Origin of the sequence: Pseudidiomarina donghaiensis (genome assembly GCF_900116895.1) — a bacterium.
GTDB lineage: Bacteria > Pseudomonadota > Gammaproteobacteria > Enterobacterales > Alteromonadaceae > Pseudidiomarina > Pseudidiomarina donghaiensis.
This window is the reverse complement of the sequence record NZ_FPCF01000004.1, coordinates 35,175-61,270: the sequence shown is the minus strand read 5'-3', so window position 1 is coordinate 61,270 and position 26,096 is coordinate 35,175. Positions and strand designations below refer to the sequence as shown.

General features: G+C 48.5%; 21 protein-coding genes. 5 read left to right on the top strand and 16 right to left on the bottom strand.

The annotated features are described in order from the left end of the window. Nucleotides 1-23: 23 nt before the first annotated feature. The 7 genes from rraB to BM334_RS08340 form a co-directional block, all read right to left on the bottom strand. A complete protein-coding gene (rraB, locus tag BM334_RS08370; protein ID WP_092840756.1) occupies nucleotides 24-386 on the bottom strand; it encodes a ribonuclease E inhibitor RraB in 363 nt (120 codons plus the stop codon). Between the two features lie 4 nt (nucleotides 387-390). Continuing rightward, the gene (locus BM334_RS08365) at nucleotides 391-1,113 is read right to left on the bottom strand and encodes a 1-acylglycerol-3-phosphate O-acyltransferase (RefSeq protein WP_092840754.1); all 723 of its coding nucleotides are present in this window, start codon (nucleotides 1,111-1,113) and stop codon (nucleotides 391-393) included. 61 nt (nucleotides 1,114-1,174) lie between these two features. Next, nucleotides 1,175-3,415 carry a DNA topoisomerase IV subunit A gene (parC, locus tag BM334_RS08360; protein ID WP_092840752.1) on the bottom strand — a complete coding sequence of 747 codons (2,241 nt, stop codon included), beginning with the start codon at nucleotides 3,413-3,415 and terminating at the stop codon, nucleotides 1,175-1,177. 14 nt (nucleotides 3,416-3,429) lie between these two features. Continuing rightward, on the bottom strand, nucleotides 3,430-5,322 hold the full coding sequence (gene parE, locus BM334_RS08355) for a DNA topoisomerase IV subunit B (RefSeq protein ID WP_092840749.1): 1,893 nt from the start codon (nucleotides 5,320-5,322) through the stop codon (nucleotides 3,430-3,432). Nucleotides 5,323-5,378: 56 nt separating this feature from the next. Next, nucleotides 5,379-5,981, bottom strand: coding sequence for a YqiA/YcfP family alpha/beta fold hydrolase (locus tag BM334_RS08350; RefSeq protein ID WP_092840747.1), 603 nt, complete (start codon nucleotides 5,979-5,981; stop codon nucleotides 5,379-5,381). A gap of 3 nt (nucleotides 5,982-5,984) precedes the next feature. After that, the gene (locus BM334_RS08345; protein ID WP_241970966.1) at nucleotides 5,985-6,425 is read right to left on the bottom strand and encodes a DUF1249 domain-containing protein; all 441 of its coding nucleotides are present in this window, start codon (nucleotides 6,423-6,425) and stop codon (nucleotides 5,985-5,987) included. Next, on the bottom strand, nucleotides 6,422-7,036 hold the full coding sequence (locus BM334_RS08340) for an NUDIX domain-containing protein (RefSeq protein WP_092840745.1): 615 nt from the start codon (nucleotides 7,034-7,036) through the stop codon (nucleotides 6,422-6,424). The genes BM334_RS08345 and BM334_RS08340 overlap by 4 nt, the downstream gene beginning before the upstream one ends. 259 nt (nucleotides 7,037-7,295) lie before the next feature. Here BM334_RS08340 and tolC point away from each other — a divergent pair, with 259 nt between their 5' ends. After that, entirely contained in the window at nucleotides 7,296-8,657 is a 1,362-nt protein-coding gene (tolC, locus tag BM334_RS08335) for an outer membrane channel protein TolC (RefSeq protein WP_092840743.1), read from the top strand. Next, nucleotides 8,650-9,579: an LpxL/LpxP family Kdo(2)-lipid IV(A) lauroyl/palmitoleoyl acyltransferase gene (gene lpxL / locus BM334_RS08330; RefSeq protein WP_092840957.1), complete on the top strand. Its 930-nt coding sequence runs from the start codon at nucleotides 8,650-8,652 to the stop codon at nucleotides 9,577-9,579. Before tolC ends, lpxL begins: the two co-directional genes overlap by 8 nt. 1 nt (nucleotide 9,580) lies before the next feature. Here lpxL and glnE read toward each other — a convergent pair whose 3' ends face one another. Both glnE and BM334_RS08320 read right to left on the bottom strand, forming a co-directional pair. Then, entirely contained in the window at nucleotides 9,581-12,328 is a 2,748-nt protein-coding gene (glnE, locus tag BM334_RS08325; RefSeq protein WP_092840741.1) for a bifunctional [glutamate--ammonia ligase]-adenylyl-L-tyrosine phosphorylase/[glutamate--ammonia-ligase] adenylyltransferase, read from the bottom strand. Nucleotides 12,329-12,330: 2 nt separating this feature from the next. Continuing rightward, the gene (locus tag BM334_RS08320) at nucleotides 12,331-13,857 is read right to left on the bottom strand and encodes a CYTH domain-containing protein (protein WP_256209418.1); all 1,527 of its coding nucleotides are present in this window, start codon (nucleotides 13,855-13,857) and stop codon (nucleotides 12,331-12,333) included. 203 nt (nucleotides 13,858-14,060) lie between these two features. Here BM334_RS08320 and putA point away from each other — a divergent pair, with 203 nt between their 5' ends. Further along, nucleotides 14,061-17,228, top strand: coding sequence for a bifunctional proline dehydrogenase/L-glutamate gamma-semialdehyde dehydrogenase PutA (gene putA / locus BM334_RS08315; protein WP_092840736.1), 3,168 nt, complete (start codon nucleotides 14,061-14,063; stop codon nucleotides 17,226-17,228). Nucleotides 17,229-17,273: 45 nt separating this feature from the next. Here putA and BM334_RS08310 read toward each other — a convergent pair whose 3' ends face one another. The 3 genes from BM334_RS08310 to BM334_RS08300 all read right to left on the bottom strand — a co-directional run bounded on the left by BM334_RS08310 (nucleotide 17,274) and on the right by BM334_RS08300 (nucleotide 21,415). Next, nucleotides 17,274-19,049: an acyl-CoA dehydrogenase C-terminal domain-containing protein gene (locus BM334_RS08310; RefSeq protein WP_092840733.1), complete on the bottom strand. Its 1,776-nt coding sequence runs from the start codon at nucleotides 19,047-19,049 to the stop codon at nucleotides 17,274-17,276. Between the two features lie 93 nt (nucleotides 19,050-19,142). After that, nucleotides 19,143-19,925, bottom strand: a complete 783-nt coding sequence (locus BM334_RS08305; RefSeq protein WP_092840731.1) for a general secretion pathway protein GspB — start codon at nucleotides 19,923-19,925, stop codon at nucleotides 19,143-19,145. After that, a complete protein-coding gene (locus tag BM334_RS08300; protein ID WP_092840729.1) occupies nucleotides 19,925-21,415 on the bottom strand; it encodes an ExeA family protein in 1,491 nt (496 codons plus the stop codon). Before BM334_RS08300 ends, BM334_RS08305 begins: the two co-directional genes overlap by 1 nt. A gap of 105 nt (nucleotides 21,416-21,520) precedes the next feature. Here BM334_RS08300 and BM334_RS12910 point away from each other — a divergent pair, with 105 nt between their 5' ends. Then, a complete protein-coding gene (locus tag BM334_RS12910; RefSeq protein ID WP_092840727.1) occupies nucleotides 21,521-22,657 on the top strand; it encodes a tRNA nucleotidyltransferase/poly(A) polymerase-related protein in 1,137 nt (378 codons plus the stop codon). Here the strand turns inward: BM334_RS12910 and BM334_RS08290 are convergent. The 3 genes from BM334_RS08290 to folB are packed head-to-tail and all read right to left on the bottom strand — an operon-like array spanning nucleotide 22,650 to nucleotide 24,354. Next, nucleotides 22,650-23,447, bottom strand: a complete 798-nt coding sequence (locus BM334_RS08290) for an undecaprenyl-diphosphate phosphatase (RefSeq protein ID WP_092840725.1) — start codon at nucleotides 23,445-23,447, stop codon at nucleotides 22,650-22,652. The genes BM334_RS12910 and BM334_RS08290 overlap by 8 nt on opposite strands. Next, nucleotides 23,444-23,992, bottom strand: coding sequence for a 2-amino-4-hydroxy-6-hydroxymethyldihydropteridine diphosphokinase (gene folK / locus BM334_RS08285; RefSeq protein ID WP_092840723.1), 549 nt, complete (start codon nucleotides 23,990-23,992; stop codon nucleotides 23,444-23,446). The genes BM334_RS08290 and folK overlap by 4 nt, the downstream gene beginning before the upstream one ends. 5 nt (nucleotides 23,993-23,997) lie before the next feature. Beyond that, on the bottom strand, nucleotides 23,998-24,354 hold the full coding sequence (gene folB, locus BM334_RS08280) for a dihydroneopterin aldolase (protein WP_092840721.1): 357 nt from the start codon (nucleotides 24,352-24,354) through the stop codon (nucleotides 23,998-24,000). 95 nt (nucleotides 24,355-24,449) lie between these two features. Here folB and plsY point away from each other — a divergent pair, with 95 nt between their 5' ends. Further along, nucleotides 24,450-25,037, top strand: a complete 588-nt coding sequence (gene plsY / locus BM334_RS08275) for a glycerol-3-phosphate 1-O-acyltransferase PlsY (RefSeq protein ID WP_092840719.1) — start codon at nucleotides 24,450-24,452, stop codon at nucleotides 25,035-25,037. A gap of 15 nt (nucleotides 25,038-25,052) precedes the next feature. On the opposite strand, the gene tsaD is transcribed toward plsY, so the two are convergent. Further along, nucleotides 25,053-26,072, bottom strand: coding sequence for a tRNA (adenosine(37)-N6)-threonylcarbamoyltransferase complex transferase subunit TsaD (gene tsaD / locus BM334_RS08270; RefSeq protein ID WP_092840717.1), 1,020 nt, complete (start codon nucleotides 26,070-26,072; stop codon nucleotides 25,053-25,055). Nucleotides 26,073-26,096 lie beyond the last annotated feature (24 nt).

Here is a 26,096-nt window from a genome sequence, read left to right as displayed (position 1 = left end):
TAGTTTTAGCGGGGCTTCATTGTTTATTCTTCTTCGTCGTCTTCGCCGAAGTAGGTGCCCCAGCCGTCGTAATCAACGCCGGTGATATTTGCAACTTCTGTGATTTCTTGCGTCTGCATGCGCAAAATATCTGCATCTAGTTTTACTTCACTTACTGCAACGAATGCAAATATTCGGGCGCCATCATCGGTTTCAAACTCGTCAGCGTCATCAACATGGTAGCCAGCTTTAACCAGCTCCACCGCCGCCTTCTCAAGCTTGGTAAAGTCAGTACTGACAAGATGATGTTCAATCGTGAATTTATCCATTGCATTGGCGCCATCTTGCAATAACGCTGCAACTGTTTCATCACTTTGCGCAATGAGTTCATTCAAGTTATTTGCCATACGCTTATTGCCCCTGCGCCAGCTCGTGGTCGAGTTCACTAATTTTTAACTGCATCAATTGATGACAATGGGCCGATAAAGCTCGCACTGCATTTTCACCAAAGTCAGAAATTTTAACTGGGTTTAGCATTTCAATAATAACGGTACCGTTATTCCAGCGATTCAGTTTAATGCGCCCATGAAGGTTTGACACACAAATAGGTACAATATCTACCCCAGCTTGAACAGCCGTACGAAACGCACCGGTTTTGAACGGCAATAAGCCGCGCCCATAACTACGAGTGCCTTCAGGGAACAATAAAATAGATAGCTTACGCTTGCGAATCGCTGTCGCGGCTTGCTCGATAGTACCGTGAGCGCGACCTTTGTTTTTACGATCAATCAGAATGTTGCCCGCCAACCAGTACAACTGACCAAAAAACGGAATCCATTTCAAACTTTTCTTACCAATACTCACCGAGCCCAACGGCATTGCGCGAGCAAGGGTAAAAATGTCATAACTGTTTTGATGGTTCGCTATATACACATAAGGGCCACTGTTACGCAGTGATTCCGGTATGCGAATATCAAGCTTCACCCCAAATAAACGGTGCATGCGCCCATACCAGTGAGCAGCTAACGCGGTGTTATTTCGGTGAAACGGCCGAACAATACAAATTAAAAGTAATAAGGTACTGCCAACGATAATAAAAACGCCCAACAGCAAAATACGTACAACAGCGAGCATGTAATCTCCTTAAAGCTTAATGGCCGCTAGTATAACCTGTTAGGCGTCGAAAAACGTCCGATCAGTCAGTATTTTCCACTAAAATTGCATCAACGCGCTGCAATCCGCGCGGTAATTTATTGCCACGACGGCCCCGCTCACCACGATAATGCTCAAGATCCGATGGTTTCAGCGTGAGTTTGCGCTTACCAGCTAGCAGCGTAATTGCCGCATCGGCCGGCACCGTCGCTGCAGCCACCACATATTCTTCCCGCGACTGTGCGCGCAGGGTTGGAATACTGATCATCTTGTTACCCTTGCCTTTTGACAGCTCAGGTAAATCGCGAACAGGGAACAGCAACATACGGCCTTCGTTGGAAACCACCGCCAACAAGTCATTTTCACGGTTGTTTACCGCACTCGGAGGTAAAATTTTTGCACCTGTCGGTAAGTTTAAAATTGCCTTACCGTTTTTGTTACGGCTTACCAAATCGCCAAACTGGCAGATAAATCCGTAACCTGCATCTGAGGCCAGCAAATAGCGCTGCTCATCTTTAGCCATTAATACTTGATCGATGGTTTCACCGGCGACCATGCTAAATCGCCCAGTCAGGGGCTCACCTTGAGTTCGCGCTGACGGTAATAAATGCGCTTCACACGAGAAACTGCGGCCCGAGCTATCTAAAAACACAACCTGTTGATTGCTCTTACCTTGCGCTTGTGCCAGGTAAGTATCACCAGATTTATAGGCCAAGTTAGTACCGTCAACGTCATGGCCTTTGGCGGCACGCACCCAGCCTTTTTTCGACAACACCACGGTTACTGGTTCAGCTGGGGTTAAATCGCGCTCACTCAGTGCCTTGGCCTCTTGGCGTTCAACCAACGGTGAACGGCGATCGTCACCATATTTTTCAGCATCTGCCAAAATTTCTTTGCGAATAAGCGTCTTCATGCGACGGTCAGAACCGAGTAACAATTCCAGTTGCTGACGCTCTTTTTCAAGCTCTTCTTGCTCGCCTTTTAACTTAAACTCTTCTAGCTTGGCTAAGTGGCGTAATTTTAATTCGAGAATAGCTTCTGCTTGTGTGTCGGTCAGCCCAAATCGCTCCATTAACACCGGCTTAGGGTGGTCTTCATGGCGAATAATGGCAATCACTTCATCAATGTTCAGATAGGCTATTAATAAGCCTTCTAAAATGTGCAAGCGTGCCAATATTTTATCAAGACGATATTGAACACGGCGTGTCACCGTGTCTTGACGGAACACCAGCCACTCTTTAAGGACATTGAGAATTGGCTTCACCTGCGGGCGGCCATCCAATCCAAGCATGTTGAGATTTACGCGGTAGTTTTTCTCAAGGTCAGTGGTGGCAAACAAGTGCTGCATCATTTGCTCAGTATCAACCCGGTTGGAACGCGGCACAATAACTAAACGCGTCGGGTTTTCATGGTCTGACTCGTCACGTAAGTCACTCACCATAGGTAGTTTTTTAGCTTGCATCTGCGCCGCTATTTGCTCGAGCACTTTCGCGCCAGAAGCTTGATGCGGCAGCGCCGTAATCACGACTTCGCCATCTTCTAATGAATATTTAGCCCGCATACGAATCGTGCCGCGGCCAGTTTCGTAAATTTTGACGATTTCTTGGTGCGGCGTAATCACTTCAGCGTCGGTTGGATAATCAGGCCCGCGCATGTGTTCCATGATTTCGCTTAAATCTGCGCTAGGCTTTTCCAACAACAGCGCACAAGCATTGGCAACTTCACGTACGTTGTGTGGCGGAATATCAGTTGCCATACCCACCGCGATGCCGGTGACACCATTTAACAAAATATGAGGCAAGCGCGCGGGTAACATGCGCGGCTCTTTCATGGTGCCATCAAAGTTTGGCGTCCAATCTACAGTGCCTTGGCCTAGTTCGCTAAGCAGTACTTCACTAAAGCGCGATAATCGGGCTTCGGTATAACGCATCGCCGCAAATGACTTAGGATCATCCGGCGAACCCCAGTTCCCTTGCCCATCGACCAAGGGGTAGCGATAAGAAAACGGTTGCGCCATAAGCACCATGGCTTCGTAACACGCGCTATCGCCATGCGGATGAAACTTACCGAGTACGTCACCCACCGTGCGGGCTGATTTCTTATATTTCGCTAACGCCGATAAGCCAAGCTCTGACATGGCGTAAATAATTCGGCGCTGAACCGGTTTTAAACCATCGCCAATGTGTGGCAATGCGCGATCCATGATGACGTACATGGAATAATTCAAATACGCATCTTCGGTAAAGCGGCGCAGAGGTATTTGTTCTAAAACTTCCGTTGACATAATTGTGCTGCTCCTTACAACTCAGCCAAATCGACCAAATTGCCTTTACTTTCTAACCAATCACGGCGATCGCCTGAGCGTTTCTTCGCCAGCAACATATCCATTAACTCTTCGGTTGCTTGCGAGTCATCCACCGTGAGTTGCACAAGGCGACGGGTATTTGGGTCCATCGTGGTTTCACGCAATTGTAGCGGGTTCATTTCACCCAAGCCTTTAAAACGCTGAACGTTTACTTTGCCCTTTTTCTTTTCCGCTTCAATACGATCTAAAATGCCCTGTTTTTCATCTTCATCAAGGGCATAGAAAACCTCTTTGCCAACGTCAATTCGGTACAGTGGCGGCATGGCAACATACACGTGGCCGTGATCCACCAAACTACGGAAATGCTTCACAAATAATGCGCACAGCAGCGTCGCAATGTGTAAGCCGTCCGAGTCGGCATCGGCTAAAATACATACCTTGCCATAGCGCAGTTGTTCTAAGTCTTCCGAGTTTGGGTCAACTCCAAGCGCAACAGAAATATCATGAATTTCTTGCGAACCAAGAATCTGGTCTGATTCGACTTCCCAAGTATTTAGGATTTTTCCGCGCAGTGGCATAACGGCTTGGAAATCACGGTCTCGTGCTTGCTTTGCCGAACCGCCTGCTGAGTCCCCTTCCACGAGAAATAATTCGCTTCGAGCGGGGTCTTGAGTTGCACAGTCAGTTAATTTGCCTGGTAGTGCGGGCCCTTGCGTGACTTTTTTACGAATCACTTTCTTACTTGCGCGCATGCGGCGTTGAGCATTATTGATACACAGCTCGGCCAATTGCTCAGCTTGTTCGGTGTGCTCGTTGAGCCACAAGCTGAACGCGTCTTTAACTACCCCTGACACAAACGCAGCACACTGACGTGACGACAGCCGTTCTTTGGTTTGTCCGGCAAACTGCGGATCTTGCATTTTCACTGACAAAATATAAGCGCAACGGTCCCAGATATCTTCCGGGGTCAAACGTACGCCTCGCGGTAGTAGGTTGCGGAACTCGCAAAACTCACGCATAGCCTCTAATAAACCTTGGCGTAGACCATTCGCGTGAGTACCACCTTGCGGGGTAGGAATCAGGTTTACATAGCTTTCTGTAACCCCTTCGCCACCCTCGGGTAACCAAGTTACGGCCCAATCAACCGCTTCTTCGTTACCTGCCATGGCACCAATAAACGGCTCTTCAGGCAACGTTGGCAATTCACGTACGGCTTCCACCAAGTAATCGCGCAGGCCATCTTCGTAATACCAGCTCTGTTCGTCGTTATCGACTAAGTTTTTGAAGGTTATTTTTAACCCCGGGCACAATACTGCTTTAGCGCGCAGCAAGTGTGTCAACTTTAATGCGGAAAATTTTGCTGAATCGAAATATTTAGGATCTGGCCAAAAACGAATATTCGTACCGGTATTGCGCTTACCAACCGTGCCAGTAATTTCCAGATCGCTAACCTTGTCACCATGCTCGAAGGCCATTTGGTAAACGTTGCCATCACGTTTTACCGTAACATCGACCCGGGTCGAAAGTGCGTTAACAACAGAAATACCCACACCGTGTAAACCGCCAGAGAACTTGTAGTTTTTGTTTGAAAACTTGCCGCCGGCATGCAGCTTAGTCATGATCAGTTCGACGCCGGGTACCCCTTCCTCAGGGTGAACGTCTACGGGCATGCCGCGGCCGTCATCTTGAACTTCTAGCGACTGATCAGGGTGCAAAATAACAGTTAGCTCACGCGCGTAACCGGCAAGTGCTTCATCGACACTGTTATCAATGACTTCTTGACCTAAGTGATTCGGGCGCGTGGTATCGGTGTACATTCCCGGTCTGCGACGGACCGGTTCTAGGCCATTAAGGACCTCTATCGCATCGGCTTTGTAATCTGACATGCGCTTTATTATCTCGTGTTGCACGGAATCGTTGTTATAGGAATGCCCATATACTGTTACAGGACGTGTAGAAACTCAAGCGCCGCGGGTAGGTATCGCGGAAAATCTATAAAGCTGTGGTCTCCCCCTTGCTCTACCACCATGCGTTGACGACGATAATAATCTCTTGCTAAGCGGTAATCTAAGCGCTCATCACCAGCCTGCAAAAGCACCAGTAAATCAGCCTCGTCGACAAAGCTTTGTTCCGCCTCAATTAACACCTGGCGGTCACTAGCGTCCAACTGATAGGCTTCTTGAGTATACGGATGAACCCGATCTACGGCTTCTTCAGGCATCCAGTTATAAGGCTGCACCGCTGGATTGATCAACACCCCACGTACATCGGTGCGACCACGTTGATGTAACTGGCTTACCACGTAATGCGTCCAAAACCCTCCGAGGCTACTGCCCATCACAGCGGTCAGTGGCTGTGAGGCCACCAGTTCGTCAAGTACTTGGCGAATTGCGCTCATACGTGATGGCTGCTGAGGCGCTAACAATTGAACCGCTGATTTCGTTGTATAGGGTAATTTGGCTTGGTGCGAATTGATAAACTCGCGAGTTTGAATAATCTTTAAACTTTCCGGAGAGCTCTCAAATCCATGTAAGTACAACAGCACTGTCTAATTCTCCTGTAGTAAGCCTCGGCTCTTAATAAGTTGCAGCCACTCTTGTAAAAAATGATTCACTTGGTGCTTTTCATTGGCATGATGCATTCGCGGATTTGGCACGTCATAGGTTGGCTGTAATCGAGTTACCCCTTGGCTACGCACAACTTCAGCAAGTTGCGCATCATGATAAAGCCGCACATCAAGCTGCGCCTCTTTCAGCCCCGGCAATTGAGTCACCAAAGCCTGTTGTTCAATGCGTACTTCTGTGGTGTATGGCGCCGACTCAAGCACCGTGAGAGCAAAACGTAAATGCTGACCAATTTTAATCACTTGAGCACCATGTTTCCGCACGCTTTCAGCCAACGGCTTCAGCGCAGCATAATTTAACGCGGCCAAACGCTGCAGCGCGGCCAAATCAAATTTATAGCGGCGTAACTTCACATCAGTGGTCATAAGTCCTCAAAGCGGCGTTTATGTAATTGCAACCATTGTAGCCCAATCACACTAGCGGCATTGTTAATTTTTCCCTGCTCAAGTAACTGGACAACGTCACTGTATGGCAATACATGTACACGAATATCCTCATGCTCGCTAGCCAGCCCAGCATGTCGAAGCGCTCGCGAACTGTCTACTTCGGCAATATAAATGGATATTTCTTCAGTGCAGCCACCTGGCGTAGATAGGTAATTCAGTGCAAAATGCAAACGCTCGGTTGTCAGTCCCGCCTCTTCGAATAACTCGCGGTGCGCAACCTGCTCGGCTGACTCGTCGCCGTCATACATGCCGGCCACAAATTCTAGCAGCCAAGGTGATTGCGTTTCATCTGACGCGCCAAGTAAGGCGCCAACACGAAATTGCTCAAGCACAACCAGAGCATCTTGTTTGGGATCATACGGCAACACCACCACGGCGTGGCCACGGTCCATGACTTCTCGCTCAAAAATAGGCGACCAGTCACCTTCAAACAACTTATGCTGTAACACAAGTTTATGAATACTTAAAAAGCCTTCACGCACCGGTTGTCGCTCGATAATCTTAACGTCGTTTTTAGAAAATTTTTGCACAATAAACCTTTTCCTGTTGAATTGCGTCAGTAACTTACCGATATAAGTACTCACCTAATCGCGAAAGCGATTGAATAAAATTGTAAATAAGCACCGATTTGGCACATAATTAGTTACACTTGAACCCATTCTGTTGCAACTGACGCAATGCTATTTGTGACGTTTCAAAGTAAACTAGTAAACATTCACGAGTGTATGTAAAATAGCTGCCAAGTTTTAGGCAAGATAATGCTTTCAAATAATTAGGACACCCTAGCCCATGAAAAAGCACGTATTATCCGTTTTAGTCGGCTTAACTATCGGCGCAACATCAAGTGTTGCCTATGCTGACGACCTCGCACAAGTTTTTCAACTCGCATTGCAAAACGATCCAACCCTACAACAAGTTGATGCTCAGCGCCGCGCCGCGCAAAAAGGCATTGATATTACGAAGTCAGCATTTTGGCCACAAGTTAGTTTCTCAGCTGGGTATTCACGCTCAGAGTCGGAGCGTGCTCAGTTTGACACAACTTCTCAGCAATTTGTCACTATTGACTCTGAAAGCCGTGCCTGGAATGCCGGCGTTAGTCTTTCGCAAACCGTTTTTGACATGAACGTTTGGGATCGCGCAGCTCTTAGTGAAAAACAAGCTTATCAAGCAGAAGTAAACTACTTAAGTACACGTCAACAATTAATGATTCGTGTCGTTAATGCGTATTTTACAGTCCTTGAGCGGATGGATGATCTTGAGTTCGCGACAGCTGAAAAGAAAGCGATTGAACGTCAATTAGAGCAGACAAAACAGCGTTTCTCGGTAGGCTTAACGGCAATCACTGATGTGCATGAAGCACAAGCACAGTTCGACACCGCCATAGCTTCAGAAATTCAAGCCAAGAATGCGGTTGAAGTTGCGCAAGAATCTTTGCGTGAAATTACTGGCCGTTATCATCAAGATTTAGCCCAATTAAATACCAGCTCGTTTTCGCCAGAAACCCCAACACCAAGCGACGCACAGCAGTGGGTGAAAATTGCAGAAGATAAAAATCTACAATTATTAGTGCAACGTGTTGCTGTGGAAATCAGTGATGAGCAAATAAGTTTGGCGCGTAATGGTCATTTGCCGACGGTATCATTGAGTGCCGACTATTCGACTAACGACACCTCAACTACCGTCGATGGTATTAAAACTAACATACCGCGCATGGACTCAAACTCAATTGGTTTGTCGCTGAACGTGCCTTTGTTTACGGGCTTCAGAACATCATCAGAAGTTGACCAAGCTCGCGAAAACTTCATTGCTGCAAGCCAAGAACTTGAGGGTGTGCGTCGCAATGTTGAACGTCAGGTGCGTAGCGCTTACTACGACGTTGTTGCAGCTTTATCGACTATTCGCGCGTTTGAACAGGCCGTAGTATCAGCTGAAAGCGCATTGAAAGCCACGCAAACAGGTTTTGAAGTGGGTACACGTACTATCGTTGATGTGCTAAACAGCACACGCAACTTGTATAACGCCCGCCGTAATCTATCTAGCGCGCGCTATGGCTATATTCGTCAGTACTTAGCTCTGAAACAAGCATCAGGGCAAATTAGCGAGCAAGATTTAGTCGCTATTAACGCAAGCTTAATTAATGAAGATAATTGAAAAACCCCGCTTTGAGCCACGTTTTCTATTACCTAAATATTGGTTAACGTGGCTTAGTGTTGGCTTTCTTTATGCTATATCGTGGCTGCCATATCAATGGCAGCTCGGTATGGGAAGAGTTTTAGGCCGACTGTTTTATCGCTTTGTGCCTCGTCGAGCTGATATCGCACGTCGAAATCTCGAGCTTTCGTTTCCAAACATGCCTGCCGATGAGGTAGAGCCGTTGGTGCGTAAGAACCTCGAAAATACCGGTATCGCATTTTTTGAAACAGGTATGGCATGGTGGTGGCCCGACTGGCGCATTCGCCGCAAGTTACATGTGCATGGCGTTGAACACTTACATGCGGCACAGCGTGACGGCCGCGGCGTGTTGTTGTTGCTATTTCACTTCTTAAGCCTTGAGGTGCACGCGCGATTGCACGGCTTTGTAAAGCCAGCAGTTGGCTTGTATCGTCCGCATAACAACGCGGTTATGGAGTATTTACAGACTCTTGGCCGCGGTCGTTCGAATAAATACATGATTCAGCGGCGCGACGTAAAAGGCATGCTACAAGCTTTAGACCAAGGCGAAATTGCTGGTTATCTGCCAGACCAAGACTATGGCCGCAGAAAAACCATTTTCGCGCCGCTTTTTGCGGTGGAAAAGGCAAGCACCACAACAGGGACGCTACTATTTGCGCATGGCGCAAACTGCGCTGTATTGCCAGTGACATGTTTTCGCAGAGACGACGGCACGGGTTATGACATGACGTTTTACCCTGAATTTGAGAACTTCCCCACTGGGGATGACTTAGCCGACGTTACGCGGGTAAATAAAATGGTTGAGTTCGCAATTCAGCAGCGTCCTGAGCAATACATGTGGATTCATCGGCGCTTTAAAACTCGCCCTAATGACACAGACCCAGATCTCTATAAGCGTTAACTCAGCTCTTGCCCAACCAATGCTGCCATGCGGTGATCACCGTATGGCGGTAATCCTCTAGATTTTCATGCGTCACCGACCCTCGATCATCAAGCGCCAGCTTATGCAAAACTTCACGTTCGGCAATATAGGCCGTTATCAACGCTTGGCTTTCTTGTTTGGTTAACAAGTGTTTATGCTCAGCTTGTTCAAGAATTCGTATGTTGTCCGTAAAGGTCGCTAGCGTCGGAATTTCATGAGCGAAACGTAAAGTTAAATACTGCACCAAAAATTCAAGGTCGGTAATACCCCCTGCCCCTTGTTTCACATCAAACTGCTGGGCATTTACCCGCGCTGCTAAGTGACCACGCATTTTTTCGCGCATACTCAATACTTGTTCACGTAATTGTTGTTCATCACGGCGTTGGCAAATTTGTCGTTGCCGCAGGGCGATTAACTTGTCTCGTAAAGGTTGCGCACCGAACACCGGACGAGCCCTCACCAAGGCTTGTAGCTCCCATGTCCAGGCATCTTCTTGCAGATAGCTTGCAAAGGTATCAAGTCGCGTTACTAGCAAGCCTGATTTACCGGAAGGTCGCAACCGCATATCCACTTCGTATAGCGAGCCGACAAGCGTTCGCGCGGTAAATAAATGCAATATTCGCTGGGCTAGGCGCAAATAAAATTGCTGAATGCCAATGGCCTTAGGCCCCAATGTATCGCCCTCGTAGTTGGTGTCAGTAATGAATACAAGGTCGAGGTCAGAGCCGTAACCAAGCTCAAGCCCGCCAAGTTTTCCGTACGCCATAACGGCAAAGCCCATATCGTCAGCACTTCGCTCAGGGGGCGCACCATGCTTTTCAACCAATTGGTGCCAAGCCAAGCGAACCACCTTGTCTATCAATGCTTCGGCTAGGTAACTCAAATGATCGCTTACTTTCATTAGTGGCAAAGCACCACTAATATCGGCAGCAGCAACTTTTAATTGCAGCACCTGACGCGCCTGTCGCAGCGCATCCATTTGTGCTTCTAAATCGTGTTCTTGCTCAGGAATTCGCAGCAAAAATTCGTCTAACAAACGGGGATAGTCATTCAGCTCAGGTAAACGGTACAAATGTTGAGGGTCGATCAATTCATCCAGCAGCAGCGGATACATGGCAATTTGCGAGGTAAGCCATGAACTGGCGCGGCATAATTTAATCAACTGCTCTCGCGCACCAGCGTTCTCAACTAACAATTCAACGTACGCGGTACGGGTCATGATTTTCCGCAGCACCTGCAACACTCGTTCAAGTACTGAGTCGGCATCAGCAAACTGCACAATACGCTCTAACAATAGCGGAACTAACCTCGCCATAGCTTTGCGTCCACGAGGCCCTGAGCCGCGTTTACGCACATCCATACGCAATTGATTCACCTGTTGCCAAATAAGCTGCGCTGTCGACTTAGCAAGGCCAAAATCAAGCAATACATCAATGGCCGTATCGTCTTCAATCATATCTTGCCAAAGTAACTGCAACTGTCCTGCTTCTTCGTCTTCGGCGTCCGGGTCACCAATAACCTGCTGAAACTGTTCATGCACGGTCGCCATGGTCGCGCGAATATCGGCTTCAATGTCAGGCCAAGGCTGCTCATATGCCAAGCTGATGCGCTGCTGAGTCGGCGCATCGTCGGGTAGTGTTTGGGTTTGCTCGTCGTTCAATTGCTGCAACACGTGTTCCATTTTGCGCAGCTTTTCATAGCACTGTAGAAGCTGTTCAACCGTAGCTTCTGGCAAGATATTAAGCTCGGCAATCGCGTGATAGGCAGCATAAAGTGATTGGGTTTGTAACTGCCGTTGCTGGCCGCCACGAATCAACTGAAAGGCTTGTGCAATAAATTCAATTTCGCGAATGCCGCCGGCGCCTAGTTTTATATTACGCTCCAGGCCTTTGCGGCGGGTTTCTTGGGTAATCAAGGTTTTCATTTTGCGCAAAGCGTCAATAGCTGAAAAATCAATATAGCGGCGATAAACAAACGGCCGTAACAGCGACTTCAATTCATCCTCATAGGCTTTGCTGCCGCCAATTAACCGCGCTTTTACCATGGCGTAGCGTTCCCAATCGCGCCCCTGCTCTTGGTAGTAATATTCAAGCGCCGAAATACTGGCAACCACAGGTCCAGACTGACCAAACGGCCGCAAACGCAAGTCAACACGAAACACGCGACCATCGGCCGTAATTTGGTCAAGCAGGCCAACCAAAGCCTGAGCAAGGCGTGTAAAGAAAACACTGTTTTCTATTGGTTTACGTGAGTGGTCAGTTTCGCCTTGGGTGGGGTAACAAAATATCAAATCGATATCAGACGAAAAGTTTAGTTCTTGCCCGCCCAACTTGCCCATGCCAATCACCAATAACGGCATCGCTTGGCCTTGGTTATCTCGCGGTGTGCCAAAGCGCTCGCAATAGCGAGGATACAGCCAGTTTAGCGCCCCATTGATAAAGGCATCAGCGGTCGCACTGATGTGTTTAAGCATGTCCGGCACGCTGATTTGCTGTAGCAAGTCGGCAGCGGCTAACGAGGCATACCATTGTTGCCGCACTCGCCGGAGTGTACGCTGAGCCTCGGGCTCGTCAACACATGATCCGAGTATATCATTCACGGTATGAGCATAAGCGTCAGTTGTGGGCAGCACCACATGCCCGTTCTGCCATTGAATCGCATCCGGCTGCTGCTCAATCGTTCGCGCAACAAATTGACTTATTTCACAGACTTTCCGCTGCGCATCCATACTTAAAGTATCCAATAAGGCTCTTGTTTAAGTGCCGCACGACGCGAGCGTTCAAGCGCATAAAGCAGCGATTCAAGCTGCACTTCTTGCCAACCTAAAAGCTTTTCAGTATTCACTTCATCGGTGTCTTTTATGGCCTCGCGCAGTAGCTTAAGTGCCATAATTTCACGAATGCCGCGCATTAAGTCTTGCCAGGGCGCTCTAAATAATTCGCGGTCTTCGGCATCAAACAAATACCCAACGCAATAACCAAGTTGTAGCGAGCTTTGTAACTGTGGCAGTAACTTCAAATAATGATCAGCGCGCATTTCTTGATGCTTAGTAAAAGCTTCAACCACTTGTTGCCAGTCTTCGCGCAAACGCTGCGTGGCCCATTGCTTTAAAGGCACCTGCATGAGTTGTTCATGACGCAGTTGCTCTGAGCATAGCTCGCCGAGCTCGAATAATGTCAGTTGATAGTCGTCGCGCTTGCTTAGGCTAATCACCAGTTCAAGCTGAACAGAGTGTTCTTGTTGCTCAACAATCACTTCATAAAGTTTTTGATTTTGCTCAAGCGCCCGGTGATACGCACCGTCTTCTGCTGTCAACTCATTAAGCCCATCATAGCGACTTAACCAACCTAAGTGGCCGAGCATTTGCTCAAGCCTCGCAATGTGATCGCTCACATCAATTTCAAATAACGCAAGTTGCTGTAATACAACTTTGCATAGACGAATACCGTCGGTAATTCCCGCCACCGCGCGTACAGTTGGCTGTTCAGCTAAGCACGCATCGTTGTGTTGCCAATATTGCAGCGCATAGGCTAACGCTCGGTATAAGCCTGTACCTACGTCATCTTGAGGTTGCTGATGCACAAAATGCGCATGATTAAATGGCTCAAGCACCGATTTTTGCGCCAGCAAATAACCGCGAGCAGCTTTGCTTAAACTGCCTACCCGAGCATTGACCCGAGTAATAAAACGGCGCGCTAATTTGTAGGCGTCGGCGGCAATACCACCTTGCACTTCAAGTTCAATTTCGCAAATTGCTCGCGATTGACCATTGGCCACAATATGACCTTCATCAAAAACCAATTCAATGACGCCTTCGCCACTTTGAATTTTCCAACGGTGGCGCGTGAAGTCGGTGCGAAACAACTCAACCAATTCACGTTGAATATCAAATACCGGAAACTCGTCGGGCCATATATCTTCTTCAAAAAGCGTTAAATCTGGGGTGTCACTGGTGATGACTGCATTGTATTCGGGACGCGAATGCATGCCGCCCAGCACTTGCCCAGCTAACTTAATCGTTTGCTCACGCTCATCGCCACGCCGCCGAATGCGTAACCCCATATCATGCTGACGCAACTGCAAGTCGTCGGTGTCGAAATAAGCATTGGTTAATTCGAGGGTACTGCTATCGCTGTCTTTGGCCAATTGTTGGCATAACCGTAACACCGCTTCACGCTGATTCGGTTCCACAAGTAATTTCAATTCAATTTCTTGGCTCACGAGCTCTCTCTTACGCGTTGATTTTCCTTGCTTCATACGGTACTCGCACTGACTTTACGGGTCAACTGAAATGGGCTTGACAGCGCTGCACAAAAAATGCACCGTGGGCGCAATTAATCGGTCGCGATGAAGTGACAAAAAAATATGATCAGACAGGCTTTACGCGCGCCCAAAAAGTCATATACTGGCGCCCGAAATATGTCACCGCCAGCCTTGGGCTGAGTCCTACAGGAGATGCTATGTTTAAAGCGAGTGAAGTACTTGCGGCTCAGTATACCGGCGCCGACCTTGGTCGACTCCAGCAAGCCATCACCGACAACTATTTAGTCGATGAAGATGCTTATTTGCGTGAGCTGTTGCCCCTTGTGCCTCAAGACAACGAAAACCTTGAGCGTGTAACTCAAGCGGCAGCTAATTTAGTGAACAAAGTTCGCGACCGTGCTGATGGCGGTGGCGTTGATGCGTTTTTGCAAGAGTACAGCCTTGATACCAAAGAAGGCATTATTCTGATGTGTTTGGCTGAGGCATTACTGCGAATTCCTGATGCCGCTACAGCTGATGCACTTATTCAAGACCGCTTATCTGGTGGTGACTGGCACAAACACATGGGCCAAAGCGCTTCGTGGCTGGTCAATAGTGGTACTTGGGGTCTAGCGTTAACCAATAACGTGATTAACCCAACCGGCAAGCCAATGGAAACGCCTCGCGGGGTATTTCGTCGCATGGTGCGCCGGTTAAGCTCACCGGTAGTACGTAAAGCCACCTACGCCGCTATGCGCATAATGGGTACCCAGTTCGTTCTTGGCCGTACCATTGAAGAAGCGCTAAAAAACAGTCGTAATAATCGTGACAAAGGCTATACCCATTCTTATGACATGCTCGGTGAAGCCGCATTAACCATGGCTGACGCACGCCGTTATCATGCTGATTATGTCAATTCGATTAAAGTTGTGGGTAAAGAAAACTTCAATAACCCGAACGCGCCCCGTCCGACCATTTCAATTAAATTATCAGCACTGCACCCGCGTTACGAAGTTGCGAACCATGAACGTGTGCTTACCGAACTAGCTCAAAGCTTGACTGAACTGGTTAAGCTTGCCAAAGAGGCTGACGTTGGCGTAAGTATTGACGCAGAAGAAATGGATCGCCTAGAGCTATCATTAGAGCTGTTCGAGAAGGTTTATCGCAGTGGTGTCTGTAAAGGCTGGCCGCGCTTTGGTCTCGTGGTTCAAGCCTACTCAAAACGTGCGTTACCTGTATTGTGCTGGGTAACAGCGTTAGCTCGTGAGTGCGGCGATGAAATTCCAGTACGCTTAGTAAAAGGCGCCTACTGGGATACCGAAATTAAGTTATGCCAAGTGAATGGCCTATCCGGTTACCCTGTGTACACCCGTAAAGCCAACACTGATGTGTCGTACTTAGCCTGTGCGCATTACTTAATGAGCCCAGCAACTGATGGTGCTATCTACCCTCAATTTGCCACACATAACGCGCAAACAGTGGTGGCCATTCGTGATTTAAACGCAACCTACCAGCGCCGTATAGAGTTCCAACGCCTGCATGGTATGGGAGATGACTTGTACGACACCTTGCTCGAGCAAGATGAAAACACCACGGTGCGTATTTATGCTCCGGTTGGTGCGCACAAAGATTTGCTGCCTTATTTGGTTCGCCGTCTACTAGAAAACGGTGCAAATACCTCATTTGTACACAAACTGGTTGACCCACAAACACCGGTTGCCGAATTAACCGAGCACCCGCTGCATACTATGCTAAAGCATGAGCATTTCGCGAATCATAAAATTCCACTACCGACGCAAATTTTTGGCGATCGGAAAAACTCGTTAGGACTGAATATGAACATTCACTCACAAGCTGATGATTTTATTAATGCAGTACACCAGTACCGCGACAAGCAATGGCAAGGTGGCCCGATTGTTAATGGCGACGTAGTGGACGCACATCACAAAGTGGCCATTCATAGCCCACAAAATACCAGCCACCATATTGGTACTATTTGCTGGGGTGACAAAGCGTTAGCAGAGCAAGCGTTGCAGAGCGCTAATGCCGCTTATCGTCGCTGGCGTGACACTGACGTTGAAGTGCGCGCAAGTGCATTAGAAAAACTCGCTGACTTACTGGAAGCTAATCGTATTGAATTAATCGCTTTATGTAGCGTTGAGGCAGGCAAAAGCTTACAAGACGGTATTGACGAAGTTCGTGAAGCCGTTGATTTCTGTCGCTATTACGCGCAACAAGCACGTGAACTTATGGGTGAAGGCACAACCTTACCGGGGCCAACCGGCGAAACGAATGAGCTGTTCGTGCAAGGCCGTGGCACCTTTATTTGTATTAGCCCATGGAACTTCCCACTCGCCATTTTCTTAGGCCAAGTGGCTGCAGCTTTGGTCACCGGCAACTGTGTTATTGCAAAACCTGCAGAACAAACCGGCCTCATTGCTTTCCGTGCAGTACAACTTGCATTAGAAGCTGGTATTCCAGGTGATGTATTGCACTTTATGCCGGGTAGCGGTGCCGAAGTAGGTAGCTTCTTGGTGTCGCAAGAAGAAATTGGTGGCGTGTGCTTTACTGGTTCAACCTATACCGCACAAGCCATCAACCGTGCACTGGCAGCGCGTACCGGCGCTATTGTGCCATTAATAGCGGAAACTGGCGGTCAAAACGCTATGTTGATCGACTCAACGGCTCTACCAGAGCAAGCTGTTACTGATATTGTCGCTAGCGCCTTTAAGAGTGCGGGCCAGCGTTGTTCGGCATTACGTGTTTTATTTGTGCAAGACGACATTGCTGATCGCGTCATCGACTTGCTCAAAGGAGCTATGGCTGAGCTTAAAGTGGGCGACCCTATTTTGCATGAAACCGATGTTGGCCCAGTTATTGACGGCGTGGCGAAAAGCAACCTTGAGCAGCATGTGAATGACATTTCACAAGCTGGCCGCCTAATTGCCCGTGCACCTATGCCTGAATTCACTAACGGCGGTACTTTCGTGGCACCAACAGCCATTGAAATTGACAGCATTAATCAGTTGGTGAAAGAAAACTTTGGTCCAATTTTGCACGTTATTCGTTACAAAACGAGCGAGTTAGATACCGTTATTCAAAGCATCAATGATACCGGCTTTGGGTTAACGTTTGGTATTCATAGCCGCAACGAAACCTTTGCAGCAGACATTGCGCGTCGAATTGACGTGGGTAACGTATACATCAACCGTAACCAGATTGGTGCTGTTGTAGGCGTGCAGCCGTTTGGTGGCCGTGGTATGTCAGGTACTGGCCCGAAAGCTGGTGGCCCGCACTACTTAACGAGCTTTGTTACCGAGAAAACTCGCACCAACAATATTACTGCTGTTGGTGGTAATGCAACCTTGTTGTCGTTAGGTGACTAACGACAACAAGCATTGCGCTTAACTTAATAAACATGGTGTGGGCGATTAAAACTCGCCCACTTCATGCATGTACAAACTTTCACTGCCGTCTTCAATCGCACCCACCAAACCATGAATACGTGGCAAAATACGCGACATATAAAACTTCGCAGTTTTTACTTTACTAGCTAAATACGGACGCTCAGTAACCAGTGGCTCGGCCACTTTTGCCATGCGTAACCACATGTATGCAAAAGCCACATAGCCAACCAAATACAAATACTCAACTGCGACACTGTTGATAATGTTTTCATCGTCAGCAACTTTGCTCAGGACATTCTTGGTCACTTGAGCAATAATTTGCGTTGCTTCAGCCAGTTGCTGATACTCTTTCTCTAAACCGGCTTGTGGTTGCGCCAGTAGTGCTTGAATATCGTCTAACAATGGCTTGAGCATTTCACCACGTGAACCCGCAACTTTGCGGCCTAGTAAGTCTAATGCTTGAATGCCGTTGGTGCCTTCGTAAATTTGGGCAATACGGGCATCACGCACCAGTTGCTCTTGCCCCCACTCACGAATAAAGCCGTGACCGCCAAATACTTGTTGGCCAATAACGGTCGCTTCGAAGCCGGTGTCTGTTAAAAAGGCTTTCGCCACAGGCGTTAGCAATTGCACTAATGATTCAGCACGAGCCTTTTGTGCTGGGTCTTGCGCATACTTGGCAATATCCAATTGCTGCCCGACGTAGGTTGAGAATGCGCGCCCGCCTTCAACAAAGGCTTTCATTGTTAACAACATTCGGCGTACATCACCATGCACAATTAACGGGTCAGCTTCTTTCGCCATGTCGCGAGTTGCTTTAGCGCCGCGCCCTTGAATACGGTCTTGCGCATACTCTAGAGCGTTTTGATACGAGCGAGCTGCAGCGCCTAAGCCTTGAATACCTACTCCTAGGCGCTCATAGTTCATCATGGTAAACATAGCTGGCAGGCCTTTGTGCGGCTCTCCAACAAGCCACCCGGTTGCACCATCAAAATTCAATACACAGGTAGCCGAAGCGTGAATACCCATTTTGTGCTCAATAGAGCCACAGGTCACGCCATTGCGCTCGCCTAAGCTACCGTCTTGATTGACCAAAAACTTCGGCACGAGGAATAAACTAATACCCTTACTGCCTGCTGGCGCATCAGGCAATTTAGCTAACACCAAATGGACAATGTTTTCGGCTAGGTCATGTTCGCCGCCGGTGATAAATATCTTAGTTCCCGAAATGGCAAAGCTGCCGTCGTCGTTTGGAATGGCTTTCGACCGTATAATGCCTAAGTCCGTGCCCGCATGTGGCTCGGTTAAGCACATTGAACCGGTCCATTGTCCACTGATCATATTTTCAAGGTAGGTGGCCTTGAGCGCGTCGTCGCCATGTTGATCAATGGTCATAATGGCGCCAGCAGTTAAGCCTGAGTACAACGAAAATGAGATGTCAGCAGCGCAGAGCATTTCTTCGTACTGTGCAGAAATACTTTTCGGCAGGCCCATGCCACCGAATTCTGGGTTTGCGGTAACACCAACCCAGCCGCCTTGCGCTAACTGTTTAAAGTTTTCTTTGTAGCCTTTAGGGGTCGTCACAACGCCGTCGTTAAATTGCACGCCTTCTTCGTCTGCGGCACGCGCGTTTGGTGCAATTAATGTTTCAGCCAGCTTGGCGCCTTCATCAATAATGGCCACGGCCGTTTCGATGTCTAGTTCGGCGAGCTCTTCGAACTGCGCCCAATCTTTATCTACTTTAAATACGTCTTGCAGCACAAACTGCATGTCTTCGCGAGGAACACGATAGTCCGCCATGACAACACCTCTTTAAGTTGCGGCGATTTCGCAGGAGTTATTTCGCGCGAAATCAAACAATGGATTTAAACAGGTGTTTTAATATCAGATAAACTAGGGTTTTGTCCAGTCTTCTAGAGCTGGCTGCGAAAATGCTTGATTGTCTTTCACGAATACCACATGCGCCGGGGCGATAGTCAACACAGTCAGCCCCTCAAAGCGATCTCCTTCAAATAATCGCACCCCACTTAATTCTATCCAACGCCCTTGCGGCCGCGATGAATACTGGTGTCCGTCGTAACTGAAACTGGGTATGGTGCGTCGAAATGAGGGTGCTAATTGACCAAGTTCAGGTACCACACTGCGGTTTAAGTTGCTGCCGTTTTCGCGGTTATCGCCGTTATTGTCTTCAGCAAGAGCACTTTCAAAGGCGCTGAGTAATTCAGGAGAGATTTGACTTAAATCAATTGCCTGGTTGTCATTAACGGGGCTTTGATTATCTTGCTGTTGAGTAGGCATCGGTCGTTGCTCAGCGCTTTGTGCCACCTGTTCTGCGCTCGCAAAGGGTTCTTCGGTCACACGAGTTTCGGGTGTCATAGCAGGCCACTGTGGCGTCTTGATTGCTGTCATGTCACCAAGTTGGTATTGCGCCTGAGTGACTGGCGACGCCTGCTCACGCTCTAAGGTCTCAGTATTGGCTCTTGCTTCTGCGCGATGATGAGCCACCCATTGCACCGTGAACCAACCTAACATGCCGGCGAGCACAATAACCACCAACCATAACACCATGCGCGGTGCACCTGAGCTGGCTGCTTTTGCCGAATGAAGTCGCACTTCTGACGAACCTTGTACTAATGGCGACGATTGATTTTTTAACGCTTTTAGCACCGATGACATTAGTGTACCTCTGTTGTAGCTGCGGTTGCTGAAAGCTTTGGCCCACCAAGCTCACTTTGTGAAATTAGCCATGCCAGCGTTAACGCATCGAGTTTACTCGTCACACTTAACCCTTTGGCTACTTGTAAACGCTGTAGTTGTTGCGCTAAAGGTTCACTTGCTTGGAGGGACTGTTGCTTTAACTGTTGCGCCAACCATTGTTGATACACAGAACCTTCAACTTCGGCCTCCGTTGCGGTATATCCTGGTGGCTGGGCAACCACCAACACAAAATCTCCGGTCCAATTGTCAGCCGGTTGTTGATTGCTGCTGCCGACAAATTGGTAACTACTGTCCGCTAACACCAACAAATGCGGAAGATTAGTTTTCACAATTTGGTCGTAACGCGCACTGCCCGCTATGCACATTAATTCGAAGCTTTCTATCCATCGACAAAAGTCGGTGTTGATGGGAGGTTTTGGTAATTGCCAAGCATGTGCTAGTGCCTCCACGGCCGCTGGTTTCGGCGCCTCAATTTGTGTTGTTGCTGGGGTGGAAACGGCGCTATTCGGCTGCAACCACCACCATGAACCAACCGCAACTATTGATGCAACTATGGCAGCAACAACAATGAGCGAGAGCCCGCGATTGAGAAAGTTGGTTAAGCCTCTTGGCGACTGTGGCATCGTTGTTGCTGTACCAACCCCACCATCAAGTTCTTGCACTGCTATTTTAATGTGCTTGGCACCAACAACTGGTTGTTGATCGTTATAGGCAGCTAACAGAGCACGGTCACACAGTAAGTTCAAACGCCGCGGAATGCCTTCACTGGCCTGGTGAACCTTTTTAATGGCGCTGGCATCAAAGAGCCCTCGCTGTGCACCAGCTACCTGTAGGCGATAATTGATATAGCGCTCACTGTCGGCAAATTGTAGCGGTAATAAATGGTAACGAGCGGTAATACGTTGGGCTAACTGCCTTAATTCACGACGGCGCAGTAAATCTTGCAACTCGGGTTGGCCAATAAGAATAACCCGCAGCAATTTATGTTGATTGGTTTCTAAGTTAGTCAACAACCGTAACTGTTCCAGCACTTGCGGCTGTAAATGCTGGGCTTCATCAATCAGCACCACACATTGACGATTTTGAGCATGTGCGGCTAACAAAAATTGACTCAGCTTGTCGGTGAGCTGTTTGGCTGTAGCCCCTTGCGCCTCATAATCAATACCAAACTCATCACATAGCGTTGCCAACAGCTCAATAGAGTTGAGCATTGGATTAAGAATAAAAGCGGTTTGCGTGTGCTCAGGCAATTGCTCAAGTAACGCGCGTGACACCGTGGTTTTTCCGGTTCCCACTTCACCTGTCAGCAATATAAACCCGCCGCTGCCTTGCAGCCCATAGCTTAAATGAGCAAGCGCTTCTTGATGACGCTCACTCAAATATAAAAATTGTGGGTCTGGTGCAATTGAAAACGGTTCCGTATGCAGACCAAAGTAGTTCAGATACATAGCAAAATCACTGCAAGCATTGTTATAGTGCAGAACAGTGTAACGACTCACTTGCATCAGGGCTAGTGATTCGCGATCATCATTAAAATTTTAATAGGAGTTCGCGTGGAAATATACTTGGTCGGCGGTGCCGTTCGCGACGAGTTACTGAATAAACCTGTGCACGAACGTGATTACGTGGTGGTAGGTAGTACGGTTGATAACATGCTCAAGCTCGGTTTTCGACAAGTGGGTAAAGATTTTCCAGTATTTTTGCACCCGCAAACCGGCGAGGAGTATGCGCTAGCTCGTACTGAGCGCAAGTCAGCCAAAGGCTATACCGGCTTTACCGTCCATGCTACACCTGACGTAACGCTTGAAGCCGATTTGCAGCGCCGCGATTTGACTATAAATGCCATTGCACAAAGCGACAGTGGTGAGTTAATCGACCCTTATGGCGGCTTGAATGATATTCAAGCGCGAGTACTTCGCCACGTTTCAGATGCCTTTATAGAAGACCCCTTACGCGTATTACGCGTCGCCCGCTTTGCCGCACGCTTTACTGGTGATGGTTTCACTGTTGCACCGGAAACCATGACCTTAATGCGCACCATTAGCGCCAGCGGTGAGCTAGCCGAGCTTGCGGCCGAACGCGTTTGGCGCGAAACCGAGAAAGCACTGCACACTCACCACGCGCACGTTTTTTGGCAGGTCATTGCTGAAGCTAAAGCTTGGTCACCATGGTTTATGCTGCTTACCAACAAGCTTAATATTGCGCAACTTGGTGAGCAATTAAAGCGCTTACCACGGCATTTCAAAGACGAAGAATTGGCGCAGATGCGTTGGGTCTTAACCTGTTTAGCCCTTACGCCAAATGAACATGAACAATTGGCGCAAGTATTAAAGCTACCCAACACCTATGCAAAACTTGCTTACAGCGCACTTCAAATAGGTTATTCACCAACGCACAAGCTCAGTCCACAATGGTTTTTCAACACCATTAGCAAAGCCGATGGGTGGCGGCGTAAAACGCAATTCATGCAGTTAGTTGGGGTGTGGCAGGCACTTGGAATGGCCGCGGGTACGGCTCAAGCGCTATTAAAACTCTACGAACAAGCTTTGGCGGTGAGCGCGCGTGAGGTGATTGCCAATGCCGCCGAGCGCCAGCAGCAATTAGCTGGCCCAGCCATTGGCGAAGCCATTCGCCAGCAGCAACAACAGTTAATTGAGGCTCACTGGCGCGACATTGACGCTGCTAAATAAACCAGAAAAACAATAATAATGCGCCTAAGGCTAAACGGTAAATCACAAAGGGCAGCATGCCCATGCGGCTAATCACCTGCAGAAACACGTGAATACACACATAAGCGGCAATAAATGAGGTAACCATGCCAACCACCACGGGTAACCACGCTACCGGCTCTGGCGTCTGCACCAGCTTCAGGCCTTGATAGCCACCAGCCATAATAATAATGGGTATTGACAGCAAGAAACTGAAGCGCGCGGCGTCGGTTTTGGTTAGGCCAAGCATCATGCCCGCCGTCATGGTAATACCAGAACGCGACGTACCCGGAATTAACGCTAATGCTTGGGCAATACCGACAAAAATAGCTTGGCGCAGTGTCAGCTGCTCAATACCTTGACGCTGCGATGCACGAGCATCGGCAAACCAAAGCAATAAACCAAACACCACGGTTGTAGTGGCTATGACGAGTGCCGAGCGCGCAGCGTTTTCAACCAAGTCGCTGCCGAACAATCCGGCTAATCCGGCTGGTATGGTCGCCCAAATAATCAACCACGCTAAGCGACTATGCGCGTTATGCTGACCACGCAAACTGGCAAACCAATTGACAATCAGCTGACCAACTTCTTGGCGAAAATACAACATCACCGCTAACAAGGTGCCCACATGCACCGCAACGTCGAATGCCAGCCCTTGGTCTTCCCAACCCAGTAATTGTGACGGCAATATCAAATGGGCCGAACTAGAAATCGGTAGAAACTCAGTAAAACCCTGAATTAACGCAAGAATTATTGATTCAAAAGTACTCACAACGGTGCATTCCCTGTACAAGCCGAATAGATTTTTAAAAATGGTAGGTTTTCAAACTGAAATTCTACGGGTTCCAACACTTGCTGACCACGATAATTTTGCCAATGCTGCGCAAAGGTTTGCCCACTAATTGGGTGCCGTAATGTTGGTGCTAACTCTGCCAATGGCCACAACACAAACGCATTTTCTAGAATTTCACCACGCGGCAACTGCACAGGGCTGTCACATACAATGTCATCATACATCAGCATGTCGATATCTAATGTACGCGGGCTAAATCTGGCTGCATTCGAACTGTGCCCGTGCTCACGTTCAATTTTTTTGCAAATAGCACTGACGTCACGAATGGAAAGTGATGTTTCGACACGCGCAACCAGGTTATAAAAGCGACGACCAGAAAAGCCAACCGCGTCGCTTTCAAATACACGCGACACTGCCATCGGATGCGCAGCACTTGCAAACTCTTGGTGCAATGCATGAATGCCAGCGCGAATATAGCGCTCCCGCTCTCGGTTACTGCCAATACCTAACCAAACTGTGCTCATAACGCCTACCGAACCTGCGAACGTACAATTTCAACTGCGGTATATTGTGCCGCCGGCACAGCTTGCGGCTTGGCCACTTTCACGCGAACACGTGGCGTTTTGAACTGTTGTAAAATCAGCTGCGCCACTTCTTCGGCAATGGTTTCAATAAGTGCGCGCGGGCGAGCCTGAATGAATTGAATGACGGCTTGGCTCAACGCATCATAATCCAGCGCGTCGTTCAGCTGCTCTGACTCTGCCGCCTTACGGTGATCCCAGTCCATTTCGAGATCTAGTATAAGTGGTTGAGTTTGCTCATGTTCCCAGTCGTAAACGCCAATGTAAGCATCAACTTTTAGACCTGTGACGTAGACTTTATCCATACTCGTTTCCGTATTAATAGAAATTCAGCGGCAAAGCGCTTATGCTATGGGCTTTGCATATTAACGGAAAGCACAGCAGAAGCAAACGCACATATATGGGCGCTTTAATTGTATTAGCCATCATTTCAGCCTACTTATTCGGCTCTATTAGCAGCGCTGTGCTGATCTGCCGCCTATTCGGCCTGCCCGACCCTCGTACTTCTGGCTCGAATAATCCAGGCGCCACCAACGTTTATCGGCTTGGTGGAAAAATTCCCGCGGCACTTACACTTTGGTTTGATGTCTTGAAGGGCATGGTTCCTGTTTGGGGCTCTTATTTTCTTGGCATTGAGCCATTTTATCTCGGTATTATTGCCGTCGCAGCCTGTTTGGGCCATATTTTCCCATTGTATTTTCATTTTCGCGGAGGTAAGGCTGTTGCCACCGCCTTAGGCGCCATGTTCCCCGTTGCCTGGGAAATGGCACTCTTGCTTATTGCAACTTGGTTGCTGGTATTTCGGGTAAGCCGGGTATCGTCATTAGCAGCCATTGTGACCGTCAGCTTAGCGCCCTTCTACGCTTACTGGATAAAGCCTCAATATACGGTGCCAGTCATTATGATCTCTGTGCTTATTATGTGGCGCCATCAATCAAATATCGTGCGCCTGCGTACCGGTCAAGAAAAACGTACCCGCCGCCAATAAGAATGCCCTTCAGTTTTAGCCCTGTGGGGCTAAAAGCTCTGATAGCGGCCAACGTGGGTAGGTTTTAATCTGAATATCCGTTGTTTCACCAGCAACTAAGCGTTGGGCGCCAGCAAAAGCGATCATAGCTCCGTTGTCGGTACAAAACTCAGGCCGAGGGAAGTATGCCTGCCCACCAATGCGTTGGGTAAATTCAGTGAGTTGAGTTCGTAAATGTTTGTTAGCGCTCACACCACCAGCCACGACTAATCGTTTTAAACCTGTTTGTTCCAGTGCACGGCGGCATTTTATAACCAAGGTATCTACCACTGCATCTTGAAACGCTCGAGCTATATCAGCAAGCGCTTGCGCTGACCCGTCAGAGCTAGCGATGGTATTTGCGGCAAAGGTTTTCAGCCCACTAAAGGAAAAATCTAGGCCAGGTCGGTCGGTCATAGGCCGCGGAAACTGATGCGTACTCTCATTTCCCTTCTCAGCCATAGCAGCCAAGCGTGGACCACCGGGGTAATCTAGCCCCATTAACTTAGCGGTTTTATCAAAGGCTTCGCCGGCCGCATCGTCCACCGATTCACCTAATAACTGGTAACGGCCAATACCATCAACACGCACTAACTGAGTGTGCCCGCCCGACACTAATAACGCCACGAAAGGAAACTCGGGGGGATTCTCCTCAAGCATTGGCGCCAACAAATGGCCTTCCATGTGGTGCACGGCAATTGCTGGTACGTTCCAACCGAACGCTAAACTGCGCCCGATACATGAACCGACGAGCAAAGCACCAACTAAACCGGGGCCTGCCGTATAGGCAACGCCGTCAATATCTTGCGCGGTTAATTGCGCCTGCTTTAGCGCGGCTTGAATAAGCGGCAGGGTTTTACGCACATGGTCGCGCGATGCCAGCTCCGGCACCACACCACCATAATCCGCATGGAGTTTAACTTGTGAATAAAGCTGATGTGCCAATAACCCCTGCTCGGTATCATAAATCGCGATACCCGTTTCATCACAGGATGTTTCAATTCCTAGCACACGCATGATAACTCTCTCACTTTGGGACGA

Bases quoted from the DNA above. Each gene is read 5' to 3' on its own strand.
- parE (WP_092840749.1), bottom strand. From the start codon at position 5,322: ATGTCAGATTACAAAGCCGATGCGATAGAGGTCCTTAATGGCCTAGAA.
- putA (WP_092840736.1), top strand. From the start codon at position 14,061: ATGTTTAAAGCGAGTGAAGTACTTGCGGCTCAGTATACCGGCGCCGAC.
- BM334_RS08300 (WP_092840729.1), bottom strand. From the start codon at position 21,415: ATGTATCTGAACTACTTTGGTCTGCATACGGAACCGTTTTCAATTGCA.
- BM334_RS08365 (WP_092840754.1), bottom strand. From the start codon at position 1,113: ATGCTCGCTGTTGTACGTATTTTGCTGTTGGGCGTTTTTATTATCGTT.
- tsaD (WP_092840717.1), bottom strand. From the start codon at position 26,072: ATGCGTGTGCTAGGAATTGAAACATCCTGTGATGAAACGGGTATCGCG.
- tolC (WP_092840743.1), top strand. From the start codon at position 7,296: ATGAAAAAGCACGTATTATCCGTTTTAGTCGGCTTAACTATCGGCGCA.
- plsY (WP_092840719.1), top strand. From the start codon at position 24,450: ATGGGCGCTTTAATTGTATTAGCCATCATTTCAGCCTACTTATTCGGC.
- folB (WP_092840721.1), bottom strand. From the start codon at position 24,354: ATGGATAAAGTCTACGTCACAGGTCTAAAAGTTGATGCTTACATTGGC.
- glnE (WP_092840741.1), bottom strand. From the start codon at position 12,328: ATGGATGCGCAGCGGAAAGTCTGTGAAATAAGTCAATTTGTTGCGCGA.
- parC (WP_092840752.1), bottom strand. From the start codon at position 3,415: ATGTCAACGGAAGTTTTAGAACAAATACCTCTGCGCCGCTTTACCGAA.
- BM334_RS08305 (WP_092840731.1), bottom strand. From the start codon at position 19,925: ATGTCATCGGTGCTAAAAGCGTTAAAAAATCAATCGTCGCCATTAGTA.
- BM334_RS08320 (WP_256209418.1), bottom strand. From the start codon at position 13,857: ATGAAGCAAGGAAAATCAACGCGTAAGAGAGAGCTCGTGAGCCAAGAA.
- folK (WP_092840723.1), bottom strand. From the start codon at position 23,992: ATGAGCACAGTTTGGTTAGGTATTGGCAGTAACCGAGAGCGGGAGCGC.
- BM334_RS08345 (WP_241970966.1), bottom strand. From the start codon at position 6,425: ATGACCACTGATGTGAAGTTACGCCGCTATAAATTTGATTTGGCCGCG.
- rraB (WP_092840756.1), bottom strand. From the start codon at position 386: ATGGCAAATAACTTGAATGAACTCATTGCGCAAAGTGATGAAACAGTT.
- BM334_RS08310 (WP_092840733.1), bottom strand. From the start codon at position 19,049: ATGGCGGACTATCGTGTTCCTCGCGAAGACATGCAGTTTGTGCTGCAA.